This window comes from Streptococcus sp. NSSLK0004 (assembly GCF_059039125.1).
Genome location: NZ_CM180142.1, coordinates 146,971 through 168,588, shown reverse-complemented (window position 1 = coordinate 168,588; position 21,618 = coordinate 146,971). Strand labels below are relative to the sequence as shown.

The 21,618-nt window shown below is 38.3% G+C and carries 19 protein-coding genes and 2 pseudogenes; 6 read left to right on the top strand and 15 right to left on the bottom strand.

Annotation, left to right across the window (positions count from 1 at the left end; genetic code table 11):
• Positions 1-24 precede the first annotated feature (24 nt).
• The 6 genes from AC4CS8_RS01050 to AC4CS8_RS01025 form a co-directional block, all read right to left on the bottom strand.
• On the bottom strand, positions 25-3,285 hold the full coding sequence (locus tag AC4CS8_RS01050) for a DEAD/DEAH box helicase family protein (protein WP_493893142.1): 3,261 nt from the start codon (positions 3,283-3,285) through the stop codon (positions 25-27).
• Positions 3,286-3,350: 65 nt separating this feature from the next.
• Positions 3,351-4,295 carry a class I SAM-dependent methyltransferase gene (locus tag AC4CS8_RS01045; protein WP_493893141.1) on the bottom strand — a complete coding sequence of 315 codons (945 nt, stop codon included), beginning with the start codon at positions 4,293-4,295 and terminating at the stop codon, positions 3,351-3,353.
• A 98-nt stretch (positions 4,296-4,393) separates the two neighbouring features.
• The gene (locus AC4CS8_RS01040; RefSeq protein WP_172066361.1) at positions 4,394-4,942 is read right to left on the bottom strand and encodes a DUF6036 family nucleotidyltransferase; all 549 of its coding nucleotides are present in this window, start codon (positions 4,940-4,942) and stop codon (positions 4,394-4,396) included.
• The gene (locus AC4CS8_RS01035) at positions 4,935-5,222 is read right to left on the bottom strand and encodes a hypothetical protein (protein WP_024385310.1); all 288 of its coding nucleotides are present in this window, start codon (positions 5,220-5,222) and stop codon (positions 4,935-4,937) included. Before AC4CS8_RS01035 ends, AC4CS8_RS01040 begins: the two co-directional genes overlap by 8 nt.
• A complete protein-coding gene (locus AC4CS8_RS01030; RefSeq protein WP_172066362.1) occupies positions 5,222-5,680 on the bottom strand; it encodes a hypothetical protein in 459 nt (152 codons plus the stop codon). Before AC4CS8_RS01030 ends, AC4CS8_RS01035 begins: the two co-directional genes overlap by 1 nt.
• Positions 5,670-6,587: an IS1595 family transposase gene (locus AC4CS8_RS01025; protein ID WP_172066363.1), complete on the bottom strand. Its 918-nt coding sequence runs from the start codon at positions 6,585-6,587 to the stop codon at positions 5,670-5,672. The genes AC4CS8_RS01030 and AC4CS8_RS01025 overlap by 11 nt, the downstream gene beginning before the upstream one ends.
• Before the next feature lie 307 nt (positions 6,588-6,894).
• On the opposite strand from AC4CS8_RS01025, the gene AC4CS8_RS01020 reads away from it, so the two are divergent.
• Positions 6,895-9,186, top strand: coding sequence for a hypothetical protein (locus AC4CS8_RS01020; protein WP_172066364.1), 2,292 nt, complete (start codon positions 6,895-6,897; stop codon positions 9,184-9,186).
• On the opposite strand, the gene AC4CS8_RS01015 is transcribed toward AC4CS8_RS01020, so the two are convergent.
• Entirely contained in the window at positions 9,160-9,759 is a 600-nt protein-coding gene (locus tag AC4CS8_RS01015; RefSeq protein ID WP_493893140.1) for a hypothetical protein, read from the bottom strand. The two genes, AC4CS8_RS01020 and AC4CS8_RS01015, sit on opposite strands and share 27 nt — an antisense overlap.
• A 3-nt stretch (positions 9,760-9,762) precedes the next feature.
• Positions 9,763-9,969, bottom strand: coding sequence for a helix-turn-helix domain-containing protein (locus AC4CS8_RS01010; protein WP_125071142.1), 207 nt, complete (start codon positions 9,967-9,969; stop codon positions 9,763-9,765).
• A 282-nt stretch (positions 9,970-10,251) separates the two neighbouring features.
• Between AC4CS8_RS01010 and AC4CS8_RS01005 the strand changes: the two genes are divergently transcribed.
• The 5 genes from AC4CS8_RS01005 (at position 10,252) to AC4CS8_RS00985 (ending at position 13,359) form a co-directional block, all read left to right on the top strand.
• A complete protein-coding gene (locus tag AC4CS8_RS01005) occupies positions 10,252-10,941 on the top strand; it encodes a helix-turn-helix domain-containing protein (protein WP_493893139.1) in 690 nt (229 codons plus the stop codon).
• Positions 10,942-11,147: 206 nt separating this feature from the next.
• The gene (locus AC4CS8_RS01000) at positions 11,148-11,288 is read left to right on the top strand and encodes a hypothetical protein (protein WP_153309563.1); all 141 of its coding nucleotides are present in this window, start codon (positions 11,148-11,150) and stop codon (positions 11,286-11,288) included.
• Between the two features lie 4 nt (positions 11,289-11,292).
• The gene (locus AC4CS8_RS00995) at positions 11,293-12,708 is read left to right on the top strand and encodes a Y-family DNA polymerase (RefSeq protein ID WP_493893138.1); all 1,416 of its coding nucleotides are present in this window, start codon (positions 11,293-11,295) and stop codon (positions 12,706-12,708) included.
• Positions 12,705-13,073: a hypothetical protein gene (locus AC4CS8_RS00990; RefSeq protein ID WP_014636307.1), complete on the top strand. Its 369-nt coding sequence runs from the start codon at positions 12,705-12,707 to the stop codon at positions 13,071-13,073. The genes AC4CS8_RS00995 and AC4CS8_RS00990 overlap by 4 nt, the downstream gene beginning before the upstream one ends.
• Positions 13,060-13,359, top strand: coding sequence for a DUF5960 family protein (locus AC4CS8_RS00985; RefSeq protein WP_493893137.1), 300 nt, complete (start codon positions 13,060-13,062; stop codon positions 13,357-13,359). The genes AC4CS8_RS00990 and AC4CS8_RS00985 overlap by 14 nt, the downstream gene beginning before the upstream one ends.
• 345 nt (positions 13,360-13,704) lie before the next feature.
• Here the strand turns inward: AC4CS8_RS00985 and AC4CS8_RS00980 are convergent, their stop codons facing one another.
• The 7 genes and pseudogenes from AC4CS8_RS00980 to AC4CS8_RS00950 all read right to left on the bottom strand — a co-directional run bounded on the left by AC4CS8_RS00980 (position 13,705) and on the right by AC4CS8_RS00950 (position 21,160).
• The gene (locus AC4CS8_RS00980) at positions 13,705-15,066 is read right to left on the bottom strand and encodes an AAA family ATPase (RefSeq protein WP_493893136.1); all 1,362 of its coding nucleotides are present in this window, start codon (positions 15,064-15,066) and stop codon (positions 13,705-13,707) included.
• 15 nt (positions 15,067-15,081) lie between these two features.
• Positions 15,082-16,113, bottom strand: a complete 1,032-nt coding sequence (locus AC4CS8_RS00975) for a hypothetical protein (protein ID WP_493893135.1) — start codon at positions 16,111-16,113, stop codon at positions 15,082-15,084.
• A 2-nt stretch (positions 16,114-16,115) separates the two neighbouring features.
• On the bottom strand, positions 16,116-16,754 hold the full coding sequence (locus AC4CS8_RS00970) for a hypothetical protein (protein ID WP_493893134.1): 639 nt from the start codon (positions 16,752-16,754) through the stop codon (positions 16,116-16,118).
• A 508-nt stretch (positions 16,755-17,262) separates the two neighbouring features.
• Complete coding sequence (gene ant(9) / locus AC4CS8_RS00965; protein WP_029750077.1) at positions 17,263-18,039, bottom strand: aminoglycoside nucleotidyltransferase ANT(9); 777 nt, start codon at positions 18,037-18,039, stop codon at positions 17,263-17,265.
• Between the two features lie 130 nt (positions 18,040-18,169).
• Positions 18,170-19,390: a GNAT family N-acetyltransferase gene (locus tag AC4CS8_RS00960; RefSeq protein ID WP_024399350.1), complete on the bottom strand. Its 1,221-nt coding sequence runs from the start codon at positions 19,388-19,390 to the stop codon at positions 18,170-18,172.
• A 40-nt stretch (positions 19,391-19,430) separates the two neighbouring features.
• Positions 19,431-19,799 (bottom strand): annotated as a pseudogene (locus tag AC4CS8_RS00955) (class I SAM-dependent methyltransferase); the annotation flags it as partial.
• A 1-nt stretch (position 19,800) separates the two neighbouring features.
• A pseudogene (locus AC4CS8_RS00950) lies at positions 19,801-21,160 on the bottom strand (IS4 family transposase).
• Positions 21,161-21,618: the final 458 nt, after the last annotated feature.

Here is a 21,618-nt window from a genome sequence, read left to right as displayed (position 1 = left end):
AAAAATGACAAGTTTTCATTCAGTTTATCCAAAAGATTTATCGATCAACTCCTGCATCCTGCCTTCCTTGGCATAAGGAACAGTATCCACTTGTAAGAAGTTCTTCCGACTGATGGTGTCAGGTAGGGTGCCAAAGATGAACTCCAAAGCGATCTTATGAATAATAGCCGTTGGCGCAAAGCCGTAAACTTGCTCTTCCAAGATATGCTTGAGCCGCTCATGCCCTTCTGGAAAGGCTGCTTGTAAGCCTTGGCTATTATAGAGGCGTTTGACCAACTCTGTGATATAGAGCCCTGACTTCATATAGAGGTCAATAAAGGTTTTGGACGGGTCATCGAAGATACCAGGATTTTCCTTTTCCAACTCATCCACCATTTTCTGAACCACCTTCTTCGGAGTGAAGATTTGGTTGGTCTTTTGAGGTGGAATATAGTCAAAGATGTCTTCTGTCCTATCTTCAAAATAGTTTGCCAGCTCTGCTTTTTTCCGTAAAAATTCTTGGATGGCCTGATCAAAGGTCGGCTGGTCAAAGAGATGGCCAGCAAACTCAGGTCCACCATCACGCAAATAACGGAATTGGTTGAGGTTGATGCCCGTTACCTCGATGAAGACCTCATCTGGTACGTAGCTATCGAAGTTTGCCAAAGTTAGGTTCTCATCCCCATAAGCCATGATGAAGCTTGGAATGGTCCGTGCAAAGCCACGTAAGTGACCGCGAATCTCGTCCTCAGCCTGAGCCTTGGTTCGTTCTCGCTGCTTGACTTCCTGCTGTTTGACCAGATCATGCGGCAAATCCTGTACTTTTTCTGCCAGCCGTTGTCGCAACTCTGCTTGATGGGCTTGGTGCGCTACTATCTTCTTGGCTTGATAGGCCTGCTCTAGTTCCTCTTGTTGCTGACTATCCACCGTTTCCTTCAAAGCTTCTTGGTATTCATTTTCGAGATGAGCCTGTTGAATATCAAATTCTTTTTCGCTACGCTGGATGAGGGTTTCAATCTCCGTATGAATCTGCTTCTCAATTTGTTTACTTTCACGATTGGTCAAGTCATAGCCAGCAGTTAGGTCTGCCACCAAGGTAGAGGATATTTCTTTCTGAACAGTTTTTACAAAAGTCTTGTCAACTGTTTCTACCTGGTCAACCAACTCTTCCACAGTGTCTAACAAATCATAAACTTTTGTCCCCAAAAGGACTTCTTGACGGTTGATGACCAAGTCTTCTGCCACCTGAACCTGTCCTTCTTCATCCACCTCGATATCTGGAAATTCAAGTGTATCCGGCGCATGACTGATTTTCCCTTGTTGCTCAACAGGGAGTTCATCCAAGATGTCCAAGACCAGCTGACTAGCACGGAAAATACCTGCGATATTGTCAAATAGGAAGTTGGACATAAAGCCACGCTTGATGACTTCTGCTGCTCGTATCTGGCTTGGAATGGTCATGACTGCCTGGGCGTCAATTTCCACCATCTTGCCTTCCCTATCTTCTGCGATAACAGGGAAGAAGTTGAGCAGGTTACGGATATTTTCTTCTCTGGTTTGACTGGTTCCTGCACCACCCGCTGTGGCTAGACTGAGATTGTTGGCAAAGTCACTAAAGAGTGACAGGGTTCGCTCAGGAGCAAAATCAAAGACATAGGCCCGCTCTTTGCGGTAAACCTTGTCTCCTTCCACCCAACTGTAAGGGTTTTGGGCACGAAAGGCAGCCTGCATATAGAGGGCTGGAGATTGAAGATTGCTCAGCATCAAGACTGCCGTCCACTCTGGAATGGTCACACCAGTCGTCAACTGACCGACAGACAGGGTGATGGTATAGTCATGTTCAGCAATGGCCTTCCTGACCATATCGAGTGACTTGCCATTTGCTTCTGTATCCTCAGCTTCTCGCTGACTGGCAGAACCTGCAGCCAGCACAATCTTATACCGGTCAAAGGTTGGATGGTCTTCCAACAAGCCTTTCAAGGCCTTGGCAGAGGCCACTCGGTCTAATAGCCAAAGGCTGTGCTTAATTTCCCGGCGGAGCTCCCTAGTTGAAAATGGGTATTTTTCATTAGAGGTCAGGGTGTTCAGCCATTCTTTGACTTCTCTCTCATGGATAAAGCTACCTGATTCATTGGTCGCAAAAAATTCATTCAAGTCAAAGGCAAAATCAACCGTTTCACTGCCAAAATCCGCACCATCTCGAACCCTGTCCGTGATCATCTTGGACATCTGGTAGGTGAACATGTTGAGCTGGGGAAGGTTTTCATAGGGATTTTCTTGCTCGGAGCTTGAGAGCCAATCTTGCTTGGCAGCTTGCTCATCTGCATAGGACCAGTTGTATATCTGGTTTTCCGAAAACTTGCTCTTGGCTAGAGCCTTGAAGGGAGTCCCTGACAAGTGGAGGGTAAAGTTGCGCTGGATTTGGTGAAAGGCAACATCTGTTTTTTCCGTATCCACTCCTTCATGGGCCTCATCAATGACCAAGAGATCCCACTGGGTCTTGGCTACCCACTGCAATTTATCATACGCGCCGCCGAAGTATTTGGACCCTTTCAGATCTTGAAGGCTTAAAAAGGCGATTTCCTTAGCGTCTTCCTCGGTAAAAAGGAGTTTATGGAAGTCTTCTCGTGATAGGGCTGGTCTGCCCTTGAGGGAATCCGACTCCGAAACAAACTTATAGGAGGTCGTGCCAGCGATAAACTGATGAAAATCATCAAACCAAGAATTGGCGATGGCTGGACGGTTGGTCACAATCAAGACTCGGTCACAGTTGAGTCGTTTGACCAAGTCATAGGTGGCCAGGGTCTTGCCAAAGCGTGGCTTGGCATTCCAGAGAAACTCTTTCTTACGCGCGTCCTGATTGGTCTGGATATAGGTCAAGGTTTGCTGGACTGCTTCTTCCTGCTCCTGTCTGAGCTGGTAGTCCACCTGCTCCCCAGGCTGGTAACCTGAAACATCATGACGGACAAACCGATCAAACAAATGGCTTGCCTTTTCAGGATGACCATTGAAATAGAACCACTCAGTCTTGGGACGGCGTTCAATGGCATGGAAGTTCAGAAACTGGTGAAAATCATGGTCTTTAAAAGGTTTGCCCTTGTCTGGTTCTTCAATATACTTGGCCTCTTGCTGCCACAAAATAGACGGCTCAATCCCCGCCGTGTGGGTCTGCTCCTTAATCCTCTGCTCCACCTGACGCTCGGTATAGCCAATCTTGATCCAGCCCTCATTGGTCGTCACATGGGGCGTGGTATAGGCGTAGATTTTTGGAGAAATCTCTTCTGAAGTTTTAATCAAAACGGACATAGATCACCTACTTCTCTTTTATATATCTTACTCACTTCTCTTCGAAAATTTCAACATTCAAAAACTTAGTCCATTGGTCTGATGTTGGTTTCAAAGAAATCAATAACCTCTTGAGGGAAGTTAAACAAGGTATATAGCTGTGCGTCAATCTCCGCCACCGACTGGGACCAGTCGATGACTGAGCTTGACGCAAAATCAAACAACGGGACTTTTTTCCAAGAGGAAGGAGGGTTGTCTTGAGTCAATTTTAAAATACCTAAAAACCCTCTAGCAAATTTTGTTTTTATATACTTCATACAAGCCTCAGCCTCTTCTTTAGTTTGAAACTGACCAATAGATACAAACGTTTGGGAATACCCGATTAGGGGTTCCCCGATTAGGGGTGTACTTAACACTTCTCCTAAAGCTCCGCTACCATTTGCTTTAGGAACCAATATTTTCCAGTATTTTAAATTGGGATGTTCTCTCACATATGACGATTTAATGTATTTTTTTGCTCGTTCATTTCCATCTCTACCCACAATTTGTAAATAAGTAGTTCCATCTTGTGGTTCTATATCAAAAAAAACTTCTGGATAACGTGAAAAAATATTTGTTGAAACTGATTTCCTATGTGATTCATCTGTTCTTGAGAGTAACTCTGGATTCTCTTCGAACATGACATCTGTTAATTTATAACTGTCTGAGCCATACATAATTTGATCCAAGGTTTGATTCAAATAACCAGATTTTTTCACAATTCGATAGGCTAAATCTAAAAGCGGAGATGAAATAAAGGTATCAATCGGTTCAAAAAAGCTGTCATTATCATGGTAAGTAATCACAACACCACCTTTAATATCGGTTCCAGGAAATACATTGCCACTTTTTAACTCATAGTAGCAAATTTTCAAATGCTCATCTTCAAGCATTTTTTTATTCCATTTTTTAGGAGTGGCTCCTGTATTTGCTAAAAAACGTGCCGGTGTAATAAGAACAGCCTTATCCCCAATTTTATAGGATTCTTCCATGAATAAATTATGGGAACTATATACCAGTTTACACCAATCACAAGATATAGTATTTCCGATAATATTAAAAAAGGCGACTTCCAAGCAGAAATCGTCTTTTAATAATGTCTAAATTCTTCTGGATGTTCGGTCATATACTCTGCCAACCATTCCATACCATAGGCTATTTCAAACACTTCTAAAACCATTGAAATATCAGGTTGAAATCCGTATTCTTTGAGTTTATTGATAACCTCTTTTATAGAACGAATTTTCACTAGTTTAATAATTTCCCCAGCATCTTGTCTATCCCTATCTCGTCCACTTTCTAGCTTCATTCCGAGAATGTAAGATAGTGGTGGTACAAGAATCGTTAGATTTGAATAGTTAAATGCCTTCTCACAAATAGACCGTGGCGGTATTTTATTCAAATTTGCAACATTGTTGTTCAGCCATAATTCATCAGGTTCATTCACACCAAAATCATCACCAACTTTTGCAATAATACTTCTGATTTTAGCATCTTCTTGATAAAAAGCATCGACATCCTGTGTTCCTCGAAGATTATAATACTCAAGGACAAAACCACCAACACAAATGATTTCAAGGTCTATATTTTCCTTGGATAATTCTGTGTTGAGAGCTTCAAATAAAACTTTCTTATCCATAATTCCCCTCTCTAAACAGCTTCAGAATATCTTTTGGTTGGCTCTTACGATTGGCTTGTAAGACGTGTTCCCTTGTATGTGTACCATCTGTTAAGGCATCTTGAAGGGTGGTCTTTTGAAAAGGTGTCAGGGTAGGATTTTTTAACAACTGTTTAACATCATCGGTGGTTAACTTTGTACCATCATCTTGAATAACCTTATAGAGATAGCGAAACCATAAATCACCATCACTTCCAGCGTGTTCGCTGGCTCTTACCATGTAATCATACCAAGTTGTCATTACTGTTCCCCCTTATTTTCTCTAGGGTTATAGTGCATGGCTATCCAAAGTTTCTTATCAAAATCAGATAGTTCTTTTTCCTTTGGATAAACGCAGTCATTCAAATCAGGGAATTTGAGACGATACTTTTTCTCAAAAAAGTTTTGGAACTCCTCTTTATTCTCTGCGACATCAATCAAGGCTTCCAGCTCTGCCATGTGTTTAGCGATTGCTTTTCTATCTACTTTTTTGAGGCTTTCTTTCAACGCATCGTAGACACAAGTCTTTGTTAGTTGAGCGTAAAAAGAACGATGGTTAGTAACAAAATCAAAACTGTACTTCTTATTCCAGAATTTTGTATACTTGTCATAAAATTTATCAGAAAGACTAACCTGATACCCAATTAGTTTACTATCAACTCTTCGAGAAATAGACCTTTCCAATTCAAAATGTAAATCATTTAGTGTATTAGTAGCCATAAATCAGCTCCCTATATTTAGTACGGACACAGGCATTTGAAAGTAAGAGATTAAAACGCTGACTATCCGAATAATCACGAGTGTTATAACGGAAAACAAATTCATCTATATAGTCTTGAAGATATTTCTTAGACCATGAGTGATAAATTCCTAATACTCCACGTTTCAAACCAGCCCAAAATCCTTCAATCGTGTTGGTATAAACATCACCTTGAACATATTCACGAGCACCGTGATTTACAAAATCATGTTGATACATCTTAGCCACTTTATTATAACCTAGCCATTCGTCTGTGTAAAGTTGAGCAGTCTCTTTTACATATTTAACGATTTGCTCGGTTAATGTTTTTGTTTTAGTATCTGGCACATGATGAGCATTGACTTTACCTTGACGTTGCACCATACCTACTACAGCAGATTTATCTTTCAATGAACGCCCTTGAGCATTTTTGATTTTCTTAGAGTTATGACGGTTCTTGTTTTTACCGCCAATATAGGTTTCATCGACTTCTACGACATCATCAAGACTATTGCCGTTTTCAGTACCAAAGCATTTGCGAATACGCTCCAACATAAACCATGCTGTTTTTTGAGTAACACCAATATCTTTTGATAGTTGCACAGAAGAAATCCCTTTTTTGTGAGAAGTTACAAGCCAAATCGCCATGAACCATTTACGCAGTTCAATCTTAGTATTATCAAAAAGAGTACCAGTTTTGACATTGAAGTATTTCCCTGTATTTTTGCAACGGTATTTGTTCCCTTTGCATTTATAGACTTTTGAAGTAGCATCAAAAGGGCTGATAATCACATCGCCCCAAATCATATCTTCTAAATGGTCTATACATGACTGTTCGTCAGGAAAAGCAGATTGTAAATCAAATAGTGACTTAAATTCAAACTTCATAACTGGCACTCCTCACTTCTTATTTATATTATATCGAAACAAACAATATTCGTCAATAAAAATGTAAAGTTCTACTATACAAAATTCCAAAATTTTGATATAATAGAACTATCAAAAAGTAAAGGAAACGATTGGTATGAACGCAATCACAGCTCACAGCTCACAGCTCACGCTGATTATGTAGTCAGACGTGTTTTTTGTCAAGCTCTAAAACAGGCTTTTTCACATTTTTGTGAGAAAGTTTTTTATGTTGAATTTTTTGAGTTGCCTTTAGAATTGTCTTTAGAGAGTAATGGTGAGGTGCAATATGCCTAGTCATTTCTCAAATGAAGTCGATGGACAACTCAAATTTTATCAAGATTATCTACCTCTTGTTGATAAAAACCTGACAACAGATGATATTCTTTCTGACTATACAGATGGCGTTGTCAACGGAAATTTACTAGAATTTAAGGTTATCATCAATGATATTAACACTGTTTTATTCCAAGCCATCAAATACCTATCTTCTCGGAGAATCAAAGGACGAGAAATTCCAAAAAATATCTTATTGGTGTCACTAACAAATCAAAAAATCTATGTCTTTTCTAGCGAAGACTATTTAGCTTATATTGAAAGAGTATATTTTGGTGGTGCAAGTCTTAAAAACTCTGGATTTTCTGCGAGCAATCCGATTGAAATTCTAGAATATGGAAGAAGTCAACTTGATGAAAGCCGTTTAATTACTATATTACGTTCAAAAGAATTTACAAAAATAAACATAGATGAAAACTGTATTGTTGGCTGGGCAGAACGCTTTTATCGTGAAAATAAAGGAGCTAACAAATCCGATTTCATCGGAGACTACACTGGTAATGTTCAAATTATTGGCGAAATTCGGCAACCAGAAAAACTTAAAAATTTCATCAATCCCTATGTTGGAGAAACTAATGTTCAGTTCCAATACTTGATGGATAAACTTAATGATACATTACAAAAGAAAAATCTAGGAGCATTTTATACTCCTGAACCTTATGTTCAAAAGTCATTAGAGTTAGTTCGCCAAGCTATACAACGTGTCCCTGAAGGTAATGATTATATCATTTTAGACAGGTGTGCTGGAACTGGAAACCTTGAAAAATTGATGAGCGATGAAGAGTTGAGCCACTGTGTTCTTTCAACAGTTGAATATTATGAGTACAAAGTTTTACTTGAATTGCTTGGGGATAAAGTTCGTCATATTATCCCTCCTACAGAGAAAGCCGATACTTTTAATATGGGGCTAGTTCGTGGAGCAGATGCTCTTAGCGAGGAATATGTTAATAATGAGGTTATTAAGCAGTATATAGATAATCCAAATACCACCATTATTCTGTATGAAAATCCTCCTTATGCAGATACACGCAGTATAGAACACCAAAAAGCAAAAAAGACTTCTTCGTCATCCGAATGGAAGCAAAGTTATTTAATGCAACAGATGAAGCAAGAAGTTAAGGGGATGGGCATAAATGAGATGGGAAACATCTTTATTTGGAGCGGCTTCAAATACTATCTTCGTCAACCTACTGATAGCTATATTATTTATAGCCCTATTAAATATTGGAAGGAAATCCACCTAATTGATAAAAAATTTGAACGAGGATTTGCTTTCAACAGGAAACATTTTCATACTAAAATTGATGCGTTAGTATCTTGTATTCTTTGGTCAAATGTAGATGAAGAATTAGATAATATTACCCTTGAAGCATTCAATATAGTCAATAACGAAACCTTACAAGAAGAAGATTTAACTATCAATCGTATTTATACTAAATATAGTAACGTGTACTATGACAAACGAAAATTCAATGACGATGAATTTTCTGACTTTGTACTGGGGTTAAATGGAAAAAAACTAGAAGGTTCAAATAAAATTACTTCACAGACGATTATAAATGATAATTTAATCGGATATTTACGAGCTTCTGGAGTAAATTTTGACAATCCTGATTTAGCTTCCTCTCTCTTAGTTGCTAGTCTGTACAACGGAGCAGGATATTTTCCATTAAGGAAAGATAATTTCCTAGAGAAACTTCCAATGTTTGCCGCTAGTCGCTACATTACTTATAATCGACACTGGACACAGCGTGCTAATATCATGAAATCTGCTGATGGTTCTGAACGTTTTAACAATGCTGTATCTGGCAATAAAATCGAACAAGACCTATTGAAAATTTTGCTATTCACAACACTCGAAACACAGAATCACATGAGAAGTCTATACGGTACTGACGGGCGGTTCTACCGAAATGAACTGTCATTAGATACTTCTAACGGAGACACCATAGCAACTATCAAATTAGAAAAATTGAAGCAAGGTACTAAAGAAACTGCGTTGTTTGAACAGTGGACAAAAGTCTTGTCGGAAGCTAAAAAAACAGAGAACTATAATTCCGAATTAACATATTCTGTTTATCAAATTATAGATGAACTCAATACATCTGAAAAAGATGAAGACGAAAAAATTATTTACCATTATCCTGAATTAAATGGACACTTAAATACATTGAAAACAATGACAAAAGAGTATTATAATTCTGAAATTGTACCTTTCTTATTCGAATATGAATTTTTGAAATAAGAAGTAAAAAGACGATTTCCTAAAAGGAAGTCGCCTTTTTTGATGTTGTCGAAATACTACATATTGTGTCTGGTGTAAACAGATATATAGTTCCCCTATTTTTAATAGTTCTTTTTTCTCGGATTGTGATAATTCACTCCTATTAATATCAGATTCTAACTTTATACTTAATTTCATAAATTCTACTTTCTTAGATATTACATCAATAGAATCATGAATTTTCTTTTCAATTGACTCATAGGCAGATTTTTGATTTTTATTCATTTTCCCGGATTTTGAATAATTATCTAAAATCGATAGTAATTCTTCCTCATTTACTTCAGTCACCTTAACTTCATCATTTATTTTATTCAAGGACTCTCTGATTAAATCTAGCCCTTCAACGGGATTAGAAGTTTTTTTCAAATAAGTAATTTCATCAGTAATTTCATTGAAATTATCACCAACTTTTTTCGAGAAAATATCTACATCACCATTATCACAAGCAAACTCTATTTGGTAGTCAATTCCCATACGCTCTAAAGCATGTTCAATAGCACCGATTCCACTAAATACGGTTCCTAATTTTAACATTATTTATTCCTCCACACACTCGACAATTTCAGAAATATCACAATTCAAAACATTACATATCTTAACTAAAACATCTGTTGTAATATTCTCACCATTTTTCAACTTATAGAAAGTTGTCTTACTAATACCTGCCATTTCCATTAATTGCGAGTTATTAATTTCTAAATCAATCATTTTTTTGAATAATTTCTTATAAGTAAACCTAATCATTCAACTACCTCCATTTGATTAACAAGAAGTATTATACCACATTTTGGTACTTTAAGCTTTGCATTAGTCCTTTATTGCGAACTTTTTTCACTCTAGTATAGGACTTTAATTTTAGAACTCATAACCACTTAAACTTTACTTTTGTCACAGTATCCACAATGTTTCACAACAAAATGCTAATTCTCTACCCCTGCAATCTTCAACTCCATGACTTTAAAACTTGAAAAAAAATATTAATTTTGATATATTTGTTGCATAATAAAGCAACAAAGGTGGTGCGTCATGTTTTCTGGAATTCGTCTTAAAGAAAAAAGAATTGAGAGAAAATTTAATCAGTCTGAAATTGCCTATAAATTAGGTATCAATAGAGCTTCTTACAGTAAGTGGGAATCGGGTAAATCAATCCCAAATCAGAAAAATCTCTCGGCTATAGCAAAACTCCTAGATGTACCAGTAACTTATTTTGAATCTGAATACAATATTGTCAATAACTATCTTCAGTTATCTCCTGACAACCAAGTAAAGGCAGAGGAATATGTTGAGGAGCTTCTTCTTTCACAACAAACCTCTAACGTCAGTCCCCTCTTCTCAGTCCAAGTGCTATCAGATATCCAACTCTCAGCTGGTCTCGGAGAAGGATTCTTTGACGAGTTTGAAACTGAAACTGTCTACTCTGATGAAGAACAATACGGCTACGACATTGCAGCTTGGATTGAGGGAGACTCTATGGAGCCCGTTTATAAGAGCGGTGAAGTTGCGCTTATTCGCTCGAATGGTTTCGACTATGATGGTGCGGTCTATGCATTATCATGGAAAGACTCTGTTTATATCAAAAAACTCTACCGTGATGAGGATGGATTTAGAATGGTATCCTTGAATAAGGACTATCCAGAGAAGTTCATCCCTTATGAGGATGAGCCAAGAATTGTTGGTCTAGTTGTGGGACACTTCATGCCTGTAGAGGGGGTATAATCATGAAGCTAAAGGATATTTTAGAACTTGGAACGTATGGTTTCAACCCTGATTGTAAAGTTGAAATTTTCAATATGGACAACTTTGAAGAACGACTAGAAAATGAAGATTCGATGAAATTCTTATTCCTCAAAATGAGGATGCTAAAATCTATCCTTACGCTTTTTTGATAGAAGATTCTATTTTAATTACTATGACCGAGGAGGATGACAATACCAATGAATGTTAAAGAAATGATTTACATAAAGGATGAACGCATTATCTTCACTCCTGATAAGTTCGAATACGACATCACCGATTACATCGGTGAACTTATCGAAGAGCTAGAAAAACTCAAAAGGAGATAATCCTATGGGCTATATCGACTACTCTATAGAACCTCAAAGTGACATAGCCTTCCTCGATATGAAGTCCTTTTATGCTTCTGTTGAGTGTGTGGATAGAGGTTTGCATCCACTCTACACATCTCTATGCGTCATGAGCCGAGCGGATAACTCAGCAGGATTGATACTCGCTTCCTCACCCATGTTTAAGAAAGTATTCGGAAAAGCAAACGTAGGGCGTTCCTACGACTTGCCTTTTGACGTAAACACTCGTAAATTCAGCTACCAGAATGCGTGGAAACAGGGGATAGACGTAACACCAAAGTATAAATCTTTCATCGAGCACTGGGCAAAGCGTACACTCATTGTTCCTCCACGCATGGACAGATATATTGAGAAGAATCTAGAGATTCAACATATCTTTCATGACTATGCTGCTCCAGATGATATTCTCCCCTATTCAATCGATGAAGGTTTTATGGACCTTACTAGCTCACTTTCTTACTTTATTTCTGATAAATCAATGTCAAGGAAAGATAAGTTAGATAATGTTTCGGCTATGATTCAGAGAGATATTTACCGTAAAACAGGTATTATCTCAACTGTGGGAATGAGCAACTCCAACCCTCTTCTAGCAAAACTAGCTCTAGATAATGAAGCAAAGAAAACTGCTACAATGAGGGCTAACTGGTCATACGAAGATGTAGAAACTAAGGTATGGTCCATACCAAGATTAACAGACTTTTGGGGGATTGGTGGTAAAACCGAGATTCATTTACAAAAACTTGGTATTCATTCAATCAAAGAACTGGCTAATTTCAATCCTGATATTCTCAAAAAAGAATTCGGTAAAATCGGTGTTCAACTTTGGTTTCACGCCAATGGAGTTGATGAGAGCAATGTCCATGAACCCTATAAACCAAAATCACGAGGATTGGGTAACTCACAAGTACTTCCTAGAGATTATAGAACCCAAAGAGAAATTGAAATCGTATTGGCTGAAATGGCTGACCAGGTTGCTAACCGTCTTCGCTCGGTACATAAAAAAGCTACTGTCGTCTCCATTCATATTGGCTATTCTAGGACTGAGATGAAAAAATCAATTAATGCTCAGAAAAAAATTGATCCCAACAATCTTCCAAAAACAATGGTAAGTCATGTACTTGAATTATTCCGAAAAAAATACTCCTCTGGAGCAGTGAGACAAATTGGTGTATCTTATAGTGGTTTCGTAGATGAAAGCTATACTCTACTATCACTCTTTGATGATGTAGAACAAATTGAAAAAGAAAATAGACTTCAGACAGCAATTGATGTTGTCAGAGAACAGTTTGGTTTTTTGGCCATACAAAAAGGAACCGTCCTAACTGAAGGTTCCAGAAATATTGAACGTAGTAAACTTATCGGCGGTCATTCCGCTGGTGGATTGGAGGGATTAAAATGATTGATCGTTCATACTTACCATTTCAATCAGCACGAGAGTACCAGGATACTAAGATGCAAAAATGGATGGGCTTTTTCCTATCTGAGCATACATCAGCACTCACTGACGATGCAAACAAAGTAACGTATATGTCAGATTTGTCACTAGAGAAGAAACTGTTACTACTCAGTCAGGTGTATGCTGGGCAACTGAACACCCGCATTCATGTCGTTGAAAAAAACAATCGAGTTTCCTATACTGGAACAATACCAAGTCTAACCAAAGATTTCATTTTAATAAAAACCACAACAGGTCACATCAATTTGAAATTGAAAGATATTGTTAGTATTGAACTTGTAGAGGAGGTGCTCTATGAATCAGCTTGAGTTTCAACGTAATCACCTGCAAATGGACTATTACAGCGTGAGCTACCAAGATTTTGAACGTGACTTCTACCGCTACTCCAATATGAATATTCCATTGACCTTTCTGACCGATGATATCCTCAAAACAATGGCGACTTCACGTAAGAATTACTTTGTCCTGAATAAGGAGAAGTCCAAAGATAACCGCGATCACTTCTTCATATTTGAGGTAAGTACCGTAGATGAAAATCCGCTAATCTACCGATATTCGTATAAGAAAACTACAACCTACTTAACACAAAAATAGGAGTTCATCAAGTGATGACTCCATTTTTATATATAATATCCTAAGAAAAAAGACTAGCAGTATTTGGACTGCTAGCCCTTCTAAACATATTCGTTTTGTCTTAACATAGCAAAAATTTTTCTAAATACAATCTAATAATAAAGGTGAGAAAATTTAGATTGACATTTAAAGTGTAAACACATTTACTTCAATAATCAATCTCAGATGTAATTAATATTGAGTATAAGTCAGAGACCATTTCAATCAATTTCGATGTTTAACAACGAGAAAGCCTGTTCCATTTATCTACATTCAACTATATCTTGTTTCCAAATTCGAGAAACTCCTTCCATTTTTCTTTGCAAGTCACATCTCTTGCTGAGTGAAAGACAAGTCTTCTGCTGTAATTAGCATCAATTCATCATCATTAATCTGCTCTTTCTGTGCAAGACGATTAGCTTGAAGGGACAATGAAGTTTCAAAAATATTTCGAACCGCTCGGCCATTTGCAAAATTTAGCGGCTTCTTGTCACAAATCTCTTGTAAATAATGTTTTAAAATAAGGCTTGCATCGGATGAAATTCGCATCTCATTTGTCTGGCAATATGAGTTAAAGATTTCCAATAATTCTTCTGCAGTGTAATCGGGAAAATATATCAACTTATTGAAACGCGACCTTAAACCAGGATTTGATTCCAGGAAATCATTCATTGGATCTGAATATCCTGCAGCGATAACTACAAAATCATCGCGCTTATCTTCCATGGCTTTTAAAATTGTATCAATCGCTTCTTGTCCAAAATCTGTCCCACCTTTAGCCAATGTGTAAGCCTCATCAATAAATAAGATTCCACCCAGTGCCTTGTCAATTACCTCTCGCGTCTTGATTGCCGTTTGCCCAACATAACCAGCTACTAAGTCAGCCCGATCTACTTCAATCAACTGCCCTTCTGATAAAATCCCCAAAGACTTGTAAATCTTAGCAATAAATCTAGCAACGGTCGTTTTTCCAGTTCCTGGATTTCCTAGGAACACCAAATGATTGGAGGTTTTTAGGGTTTTGAATCCCCGTTCTTGTCTCATTTTATTGAGACGTAGTAAGTTTGTTAAATTATGAACCTCTTTTTTTACGGCATCTAGTCCAATCAACTGGTCTATTTGGTCTAAAGCTTCTTCGATAGTTTCAACAGTTACAGAAGAAGAAGTTTCTTTTGATCCAACCTCTTGTTCTCTTTTGTTGACGACCAACAATTTCTCAGCAACTGCTGCCTCTGTTAAATCCGAAATCAGACCATTCGTCATATATTGTTGTAGGTATTTTACATGATCAACAAAACCTTGAATATCCGTCGATTTTTTCCGATTTTTACTTAATGTATAGTAGCGTCCAATTGAAGTGATGGTTGTTAGATAGAGTTCAGAAAGTGTAATTCCTTCAATATCCTCATTTGTTTGATCTATTTGACATAGAAGTTTGAAAGTTGAAGGAATTTTTTCTAGTTTATTAAATTCAGGAACTTCAACTTGAATCCCCAAAAGATAAGTGTTAACAAAAAGATTGATTCGCTCTGTACCATCAGTCAATGATATTCTGTGAATAAAAGTAAGGATTTCTTGAAGAACCAATTGCTTCAATGAAACTGGCAAAGATATTGCTAACTGTTTGCTTTCAACTTTTTCACATGCAATCAACAACCTATCCATAGCATTTTTGATTTCTAAATCCATTTTCAAACCTCAAATTTAAATCAGAGCGACTTGATCCATGATGGCCTGATAGACTTGACGCGAGGCAGCCGAATCTTGATCTAAAGATTCGTCCAAACTGGATACAATAGTTTCTTTGAATTCAGCTGTATTAACTTGATTTAATGTTTGGAAAGTTTGTTGATCATCCAAAGCAAGAATGAGTGCTTTATTATCTTCAACCACTTCTTTCTGCGAGGAAACTTCTTCCATTAATTCTGCACAGTAGATATCCATTTCAACTGTTGTCATATTAGACTCCAAAAAAGCATAGTCTTGTAATCTTTCCAGAAACCAACCTGATTGTAAAATATCATATACACTCATCCATCTATCATGAGAAGAATGCCATACACTTCCACTATTTAATTTTACCTTGTTATTAAAATAGTAGAGCTCATCATAAAACCGTAATGACATGGTTAACATGGATAAAAGCGAGAAAATTGACAAGATGATTGAACTTTTATCTGTTGCAATTTCCTTCTTAAAAACAGCAATTAATAACTGTAAGACATTGTATAGTTGATCAACTAGTTCACGCATTTTTTCTTCAGAATAAGGATTTTGACGTCTTCTAGCATCCAACATATCTGTATATGAAGAAAGAACTTTATTAAATTCATAGCCAGTCTGAATATCATGTCCTTGTTTTACAGTTTGATGGAGATGTTGAATTTGTTGAGCAATTTCCTCACTCATTTGTTCGAGTTTAGCATATAAAATTGCAAAGCCTGCACAGGTTGCAACCAGATTCAAACAATTCAACGCAAGGGTCAGATTTTGTAAAACAGTAACATTCTGAAGCAATTGAAGCGCATTATTGGTTAATTGTAAATTTTTATGTATTGCTTGAAAGGCCTGGTTTACCAATTGAGCAGCCTCTTTATTTTGAACTTGATTAATCGCAACTTTCTGAATCGCTCGTATTTGTTTATTATTCCCTCTCAATACTATCTCAAGGACACCTTTTTCATTAAGGAAACTATACAGTTCATGCAGACTATGAATATTTATTACTTTAGACATTGTTAATCTCCTTGAGTTTTACTCCCCATTAGCTCACAATATACGATAATTGTCATGATCAGATAGAATACTTCACTTGAATATATTCCATTCTTTGAGAAAAATTCTGCCACTTGATAGTTCAATTTTTTAGCTTGTTCCTGCTTCATATTGAAAATAATTTTTTCAATAGATAGAGCATCAATAGATAGATCAAAATTTTCAAATTGCTTTGCATCAGATTGGAGAGCAGTATTGTAAAGACAGAACATAACCCTGCAATAATCAATCAATTGATGGACAGAATGGAATTGTTTTTTTCCAGCTAGCTTAGCTTTATCATAATACCGTCTAGCTCTAGGTATAAGATGGGGGGCCATGGCCTTCAAATTGCCTTTTGGTGCTTTGGCAATTTTATTTGTAACCAATTTATCTAAGAAAATACTGTAATAAACCAAGTGTTTTTGAAAAGGTATCTTGGTCTTCAATTCCAATTTTTCTAAATAATCACATAATTTTTCAGAAAAAATATACTGATCAATCCGATTATCCTCCAAAAAGGAAAATTGAATATACTCACCAATAAGTAAAGTTTTGATATTCTTAAACTCTATAGAACCGAAATCCATTATAGTTTCGTTTATGAAGTCATTATATTTCATACTCTCTTCTCATTCTATACAATAATTTTTCTTTTATTATATCACATTTTATATCTACTCATTTCCCTTTATCTCCACTTTCAGGGGCAATCATTTAAATGATATAAAGGTGGGTACGTTTCTATTCCCAAAAACTCCTTGTCAATGGAAACAAACACGTACCCACAGGGTAAATGGGAATAAAAACTGATAATTTCTAGCTATCACTTCTACCCACTCCAAAAAATTCCTCACTCTGATACTTCCCCCATACGACAAAAATCCTTGGTTTCAAGGCTTTTCAGTATCCCTTTCGTTCCAATGTTTCTAGGCTTTTACGAGCAGAGCAACACACTCGACGTGGCTCGAGTTGATGGCATTGATGTCATATTACTTTGCCCGTCTGTGGAAACATATCAGCAGCATTTTTGGAACTATCGGTAGACGGGAACATATCCAGCGGTTTTTGACCATTTTAAGAAATTTCGGTATGAGAGAACCTATCAATGGAATTCTCAACACCAGCCTTTTAGAGATTAAGGGAAGATTCTATAGACTTCTTCATATAATTAACGAGTTCAGTCACCTCAGACTCCATTCCTTTCCACTTATCAATATACTCTCCCAGATAAGCCTTGCTTGCTTTGTCAAGTAAAATGGCATACTCAAAGGGTAATTGAGGTATTGCCCATTCAGCTGCCAGATCTTTTGATCTGATTTCACCAGTAGATGCTGTCAGCCACATTCTGGCTAAAGTTAAAATCACATTGCGTTCATCACCTTTAATGCTAGCTATCAACCCAGGCAAAGATTCTTTAATTGCTTTTCGAATATCTGTCATTGGCACAGGCTCAATTACTTCTGTTGCCTTTGGTCCCAAAAGGTTAATACTATTTTTTCTTAGTTGTGCTAAAAGTATTGCTAAATCCGGATCATAAGTCGGCTCAGGAATTTCTCCCTTTTCAAACTGCTCTCTAAGCCACTCGCCGTACATAAATTCATATTTGGGAGGAAAATGCCAAGGAATAATATCTTTTTGATTAATGACTGTAACTTCAAGAGGTCTCATATCTTTTGTGTTTCCTATTTTCCCAGATATAAGCATTAGTCTGTCTGTAAGATCTCTTCGAGTTCTTTCAGATAAACTACGATTTATTACAACCAAAATATCTACATCGCTATTAATGCGTAATCCTCCCATAACAGCAGAACCGTACAAATATATACCCACTAATATACTATCGAGTAGCTCCTCTATAATTTTCGATGCTTGAATTGCTTCTTTCGGTATTTCTTTGTTATTCATATTCTCGAATGCGAGCTCCTTTCGCGCAAACTTTCTGGGCATCCCGACACATATCTCGAGACCTTTATGGATGTAATTGGGGATGATTCCTTGGGCTTATCCCGTACATTTAAATTCCCGTACATTTAAATTAAAACTGGTTTATTTTAGAAGATTTTACTGCTTTCAAAAAATCCTCAGGTGCTTCTGCAAATTGCAGCTTTTCAAAATCTTTTTGCGGCATATGTTCTTTTAGAATGGTTAAACATTCCTCCAAATCATTTTTTCTATATCCGATTATTGGGTCTGTTAAAAAAGCAAATCCAAAATCAGAATACAATTTTATTGCTCGAAAGCTGGATGGTTGTGTATGAAGAAATACCGGATAGTCATTCTCTTTAATACTTCTCATAACAATGGAAAGTAAAGCTCTACCAATGCCTAATCCTTCATAGTTTTTCCGGACTTTAAACCAATGTATTGTAGAAATTTTTTCATATGCCTTCCACGCAAAGCACGTCCCTATAGGAGTATCATTTTTATCACAAACAAATAAACACTTCTGAAAAAATAAATCTTCTTTACTTCCGTATACATCATTAAAGTATTCCGTCATAAACCCATTATATTCTTTGGCAGATTTCACATCGTCAAACGGCATCTCTTTCCATATATCCAGTTCATCTCTTCTACATGTTCTAACATGATACTCATCTGACAACTCAGAAATGGCATTGAAATTTAATGCTTTGCACATCATAAAAAGATTTTTCTCAGGAATCCCATTTTCTAAATTCAAACTAGCTCGTTCCATGATTTTCTGTATTATGGACGTTTTGGCGTCCGCATAGTGTTGAACATGCCTCCATTTATTCTTTGCCAAGTTTCGCTTAACTTGTGCATATTTGTCTCGATCAGCATCATTAGTCCGCAACCAATCTCGAAAACGGAACATTCTATCAATCTCTGATGTGCCCGAACTGAACACATGCAGATTGATGTCGGTATCGGGTCCTTTGAACAGGCGGTGTTCGAACCACTCGGGTTCCCGAATCCGCAATATATAGCCAGCTGATTCCAATGCCGGAACATAGGATAGCTCGTCGGCAGAGTCCTTCACAACCAGCAGCATATCAATTATTGGTTTGGCACAAAGCCCCGGTACCGAGGTCGAGCCTACATGTTCAATCTGCAAGGCTTTGTTGCCGAGTACTGAACGAATCCGGTTCGCTTCCTGTTCAAACAAATCAGACCAACTTGGATCGTATTCGACAAGAGTAATCGGTGCATTGTGCGGCTTAAGTTCAGCAACCATGTTTTTTTGCAGCTCTTCATCACTCCTTGGTGTGGAGTTATTTTCAGATAGCATCATATCGCACTCCTTTGCTGTTTATGTTGCGGGTGTTTCAATTTTATCTTTTCTCTTTTTTGTTGGCCGATACAATCAGCATCATGGGACGGCGCATTTCATCCTGCATCCCCGGAATATCCATCATGTTTTCCGGAGGCTGCGGCTCCACAATATGATTTATTATAAAACCATTTGAAAGCAGTGTATTTAGATATGTGGTCAGTGTTCTATGATATTTTGTAACCTTTTCTCCCAAAAACACAGCTGTCCGTTTGCCCTCATAATAATAATTATCCACCGGAAAATGCAGTATTTCTCCTTTTTCGTTATAATGCCAGTCTTGTGTTCCATAGGCAGTAAAAACAGGATGTTCAACCGTAAAAACTAGCTTACCACCAGACTTCAGTATTCTATATATCTTTTTTACTAACTCAACTTTCGCAGCATGAAATGGGCAAACAGGCCTTGATGTAGCTGGGTAAAGTTGCAATCCATTGCTGGAGTTGACGTTGAATCAGAGCCGAAAGCTTTTTTCCTGCTTTCGTAGCGATTTCGTTGATCAGATCGAGCAGTTGCTGCAAGGCGATGGCCCAGTCCAATGTGCCAACTTCGTCGCACAACACATAAAACAGACCGCCGAACGAGCGAGCATCCGTACTTTGCCGATGCTGCCAGGCCAGCAAAATATAGCGGGAGAATACCATCGTCGTATGGCTGATCAGTAAATCATAGGAGCGGCCTTGAAACTCCTTCTGCAAACGAAGCAGCGACTTGGTGCACTTGAAGAAGACCTCGATGTCCCAGCGGATCCCGTAAATACGGATCACGTCCTCCACGGAGAGGGAAAGATCCGTCGTCAGCACCGCGAGCCATTCGTTCTTCTTCGTGCGATGACGGACGAATACCACGTGAACCGGTATGCCGGAGGCAAGCTCGGTTCGAATCGAACGAAGGATGCCTCGTTTCTTGCTTTGCACCGGAGACGCTGCGGTGTATAGTTCTTTGAGCGACAGCTTCCGGCCTTGAACAAGGAAACGCTTATTGTCGTTCTTGACCATGCCGATCACGTCGAGCCCGCGGGAGGCGATCTCGCCAATGAGGGGCGCGTGCGTGAACCAACTGTCCATCAAGACATAGGAGGCCGTGGCTCCGGCGGCAAGCGCGCGATCCAACATCGATACAATCACCTGCGGAGCCGACAGGAGTGCTTCTTGACGTCGCTTATACCCGTTCGTCCGTTTGTCGATCTTCTCGTTCATGCCGTTAATGGCAGATTTGCCGGAACTGATCAGCGCGAAGTCCAGCGGCAGGAAGGTATGGCCGGTCGGACCATCCCATGGCGAGCATACGAAATCCCTTGTAATAAGCGCCGGTGGCATGACCTTTGAACCTGGCCAGCAACTCAACGGCTTTGCTGCGGTTGCGTTCGAACATGGAATCGTCGACGATGAAGACGGTGCCCCGATCTGCCGACGTAAGCACGCTGACCTTCTGCACCGTCGCGACGCTGAGCGACGTCAGAAAACGACGCCAGGCAAAGCCTGCATGGTTGAGGAAACGATAGACGGCATCCTTGCCGGGAAAGGAGTCGCCCTTGCTGCTCTCGAGCAGTCGAAACCAATTCTTCTGGTGAAACAGAAGGACAAAGACGAGTTGGAATAGCCGAGCACAGCTAAAGCCAAATCGCTTACGGAATCCGGCTTGTTGAAGATGTTTCATCACTTTCAGTTCTTGAAAAGCAGGCTTTAATTCGTTTGGCAGTTGATTCAGATCGGGCTGATGGTCTATCATGATGGAAGACACCTCTTCTGTCTGGTAGTGATGGCTTGACACTCTCACTTTACCAAACGAAGTGGTGTTTTTCTATTTTGGCAAGCTGGCTATTCAACAGACCGTAAGACCGTTCTACAACTGGTTTTACATTGATTTTCTAGGTGCGAAAGTTGAGTTAAAAATATATAACATAAAACAAATTATATGACAAGGTTGTCACATGACAATGTTGTCATGTGTTGTCCGAAAGATGTTCTGCGCTCACGTTAAGATTTCCAAAATGTTTGCCTCAAATTCCGTTCCTTCTAAAGTGCTTTAAGTCTATTGAGCACAGTATCAATACAGTTTTTGTGCATACCGTGTTATTGGGTTTTGACCATGCGGAATTACAACCTTATAATATTGGGAGGCGTGCCGGTTTGTGGCGATGCTGTCCTACTCACCTGAGTAATGGAACTGATACAATGTCATACAAA

What these genes read in the sequence shown, in the direction of transcription:
- AC4CS8_RS01050 (WP_493893142.1), bottom strand. Translation starts at nt 3,285, where the DNA reads ATGTCCGTTTTGATTAAAACTTCAGAAGAGATTTCTCCAAAAATCTAC.
- AC4CS8_RS01045 (WP_493893141.1), bottom strand. Translation starts at nt 4,295, where the DNA reads ATGGAAGAATCCTATAAAATTGGGGATAAGGCTGTTCTTATTACACCG.
- AC4CS8_RS01040 (WP_172066361.1), bottom strand. Translation starts at nt 4,942, where the DNA reads ATGGATAAGAAAGTTTTATTTGAAGCTCTCAACACAGAATTATCCAAG.
- AC4CS8_RS01035 (WP_024385310.1), bottom strand. Translation starts at nt 5,222, where the DNA reads ATGACAACTTGGTATGATTACATGGTAAGAGCCAGCGAACACGCTGGA.
- AC4CS8_RS01030 (WP_172066362.1), bottom strand. Translation starts at nt 5,680, where the DNA reads ATGGCTACTAATACACTAAATGATTTACATTTTGAATTGGAAAGGTCT.
- AC4CS8_RS01025 (WP_172066363.1), bottom strand. Translation starts at nt 6,587, where the DNA reads ATGAAGTTTGAATTTAAGTCACTATTTGATTTACAATCTGCTTTTCCT.
- AC4CS8_RS01020 (WP_172066364.1), top strand. Translation starts at nt 6,895, where the DNA reads ATGCCTAGTCATTTCTCAAATGAAGTCGATGGACAACTCAAATTTTAT.
- AC4CS8_RS01015 (WP_493893140.1), bottom strand. Translation starts at nt 9,759, where the DNA reads ATGTTAAAATTAGGAACCGTATTTAGTGGAATCGGTGCTATTGAACAT.
- AC4CS8_RS01010 (WP_125071142.1), bottom strand. Translation starts at nt 9,969, where the DNA reads ATGATTAGGTTTACTTATAAGAAATTATTCAAAAAAATGATTGATTTA.
- AC4CS8_RS01005 (WP_493893139.1), top strand. Translation starts at nt 10,252, where the DNA reads ATGTTTTCTGGAATTCGTCTTAAAGAAAAAAGAATTGAGAGAAAATTT.
- AC4CS8_RS01000 (WP_153309563.1), top strand. Translation starts at nt 11,148, where the DNA reads ATGACAATACCAATGAATGTTAAAGAAATGATTTACATAAAGGATGAA.
- AC4CS8_RS00995 (WP_493893138.1), top strand. Translation starts at nt 11,293, where the DNA reads ATGGGCTATATCGACTACTCTATAGAACCTCAAAGTGACATAGCCTTC.
- AC4CS8_RS00990 (WP_014636307.1), top strand. Translation starts at nt 12,705, where the DNA reads ATGATTGATCGTTCATACTTACCATTTCAATCAGCACGAGAGTACCAG.
- AC4CS8_RS00985 (WP_493893137.1), top strand. Translation starts at nt 13,060, where the DNA reads ATGAATCAGCTTGAGTTTCAACGTAATCACCTGCAAATGGACTATTAC.
- AC4CS8_RS00980 (WP_493893136.1), bottom strand. Translation starts at nt 15,066, where the DNA reads ATGGATTTAGAAATCAAAAATGCTATGGATAGGTTGTTGATTGCATGT.
- AC4CS8_RS00975 (WP_493893135.1), bottom strand. Translation starts at nt 16,113, where the DNA reads ATGTCTAAAGTAATAAATATTCATAGTCTGCATGAACTGTATAGTTTC.
- AC4CS8_RS00970 (WP_493893134.1), bottom strand. Translation starts at nt 16,754, where the DNA reads ATGAAATATAATGACTTCATAAACGAAACTATAATGGATTTCGGTTCT.
- AC4CS8_RS00960 (WP_024399350.1), bottom strand. Translation starts at nt 19,390, where the DNA reads ATGATGCTATCTGAAAATAACTCCACACCAAGGAGTGATGAAGAGCTG.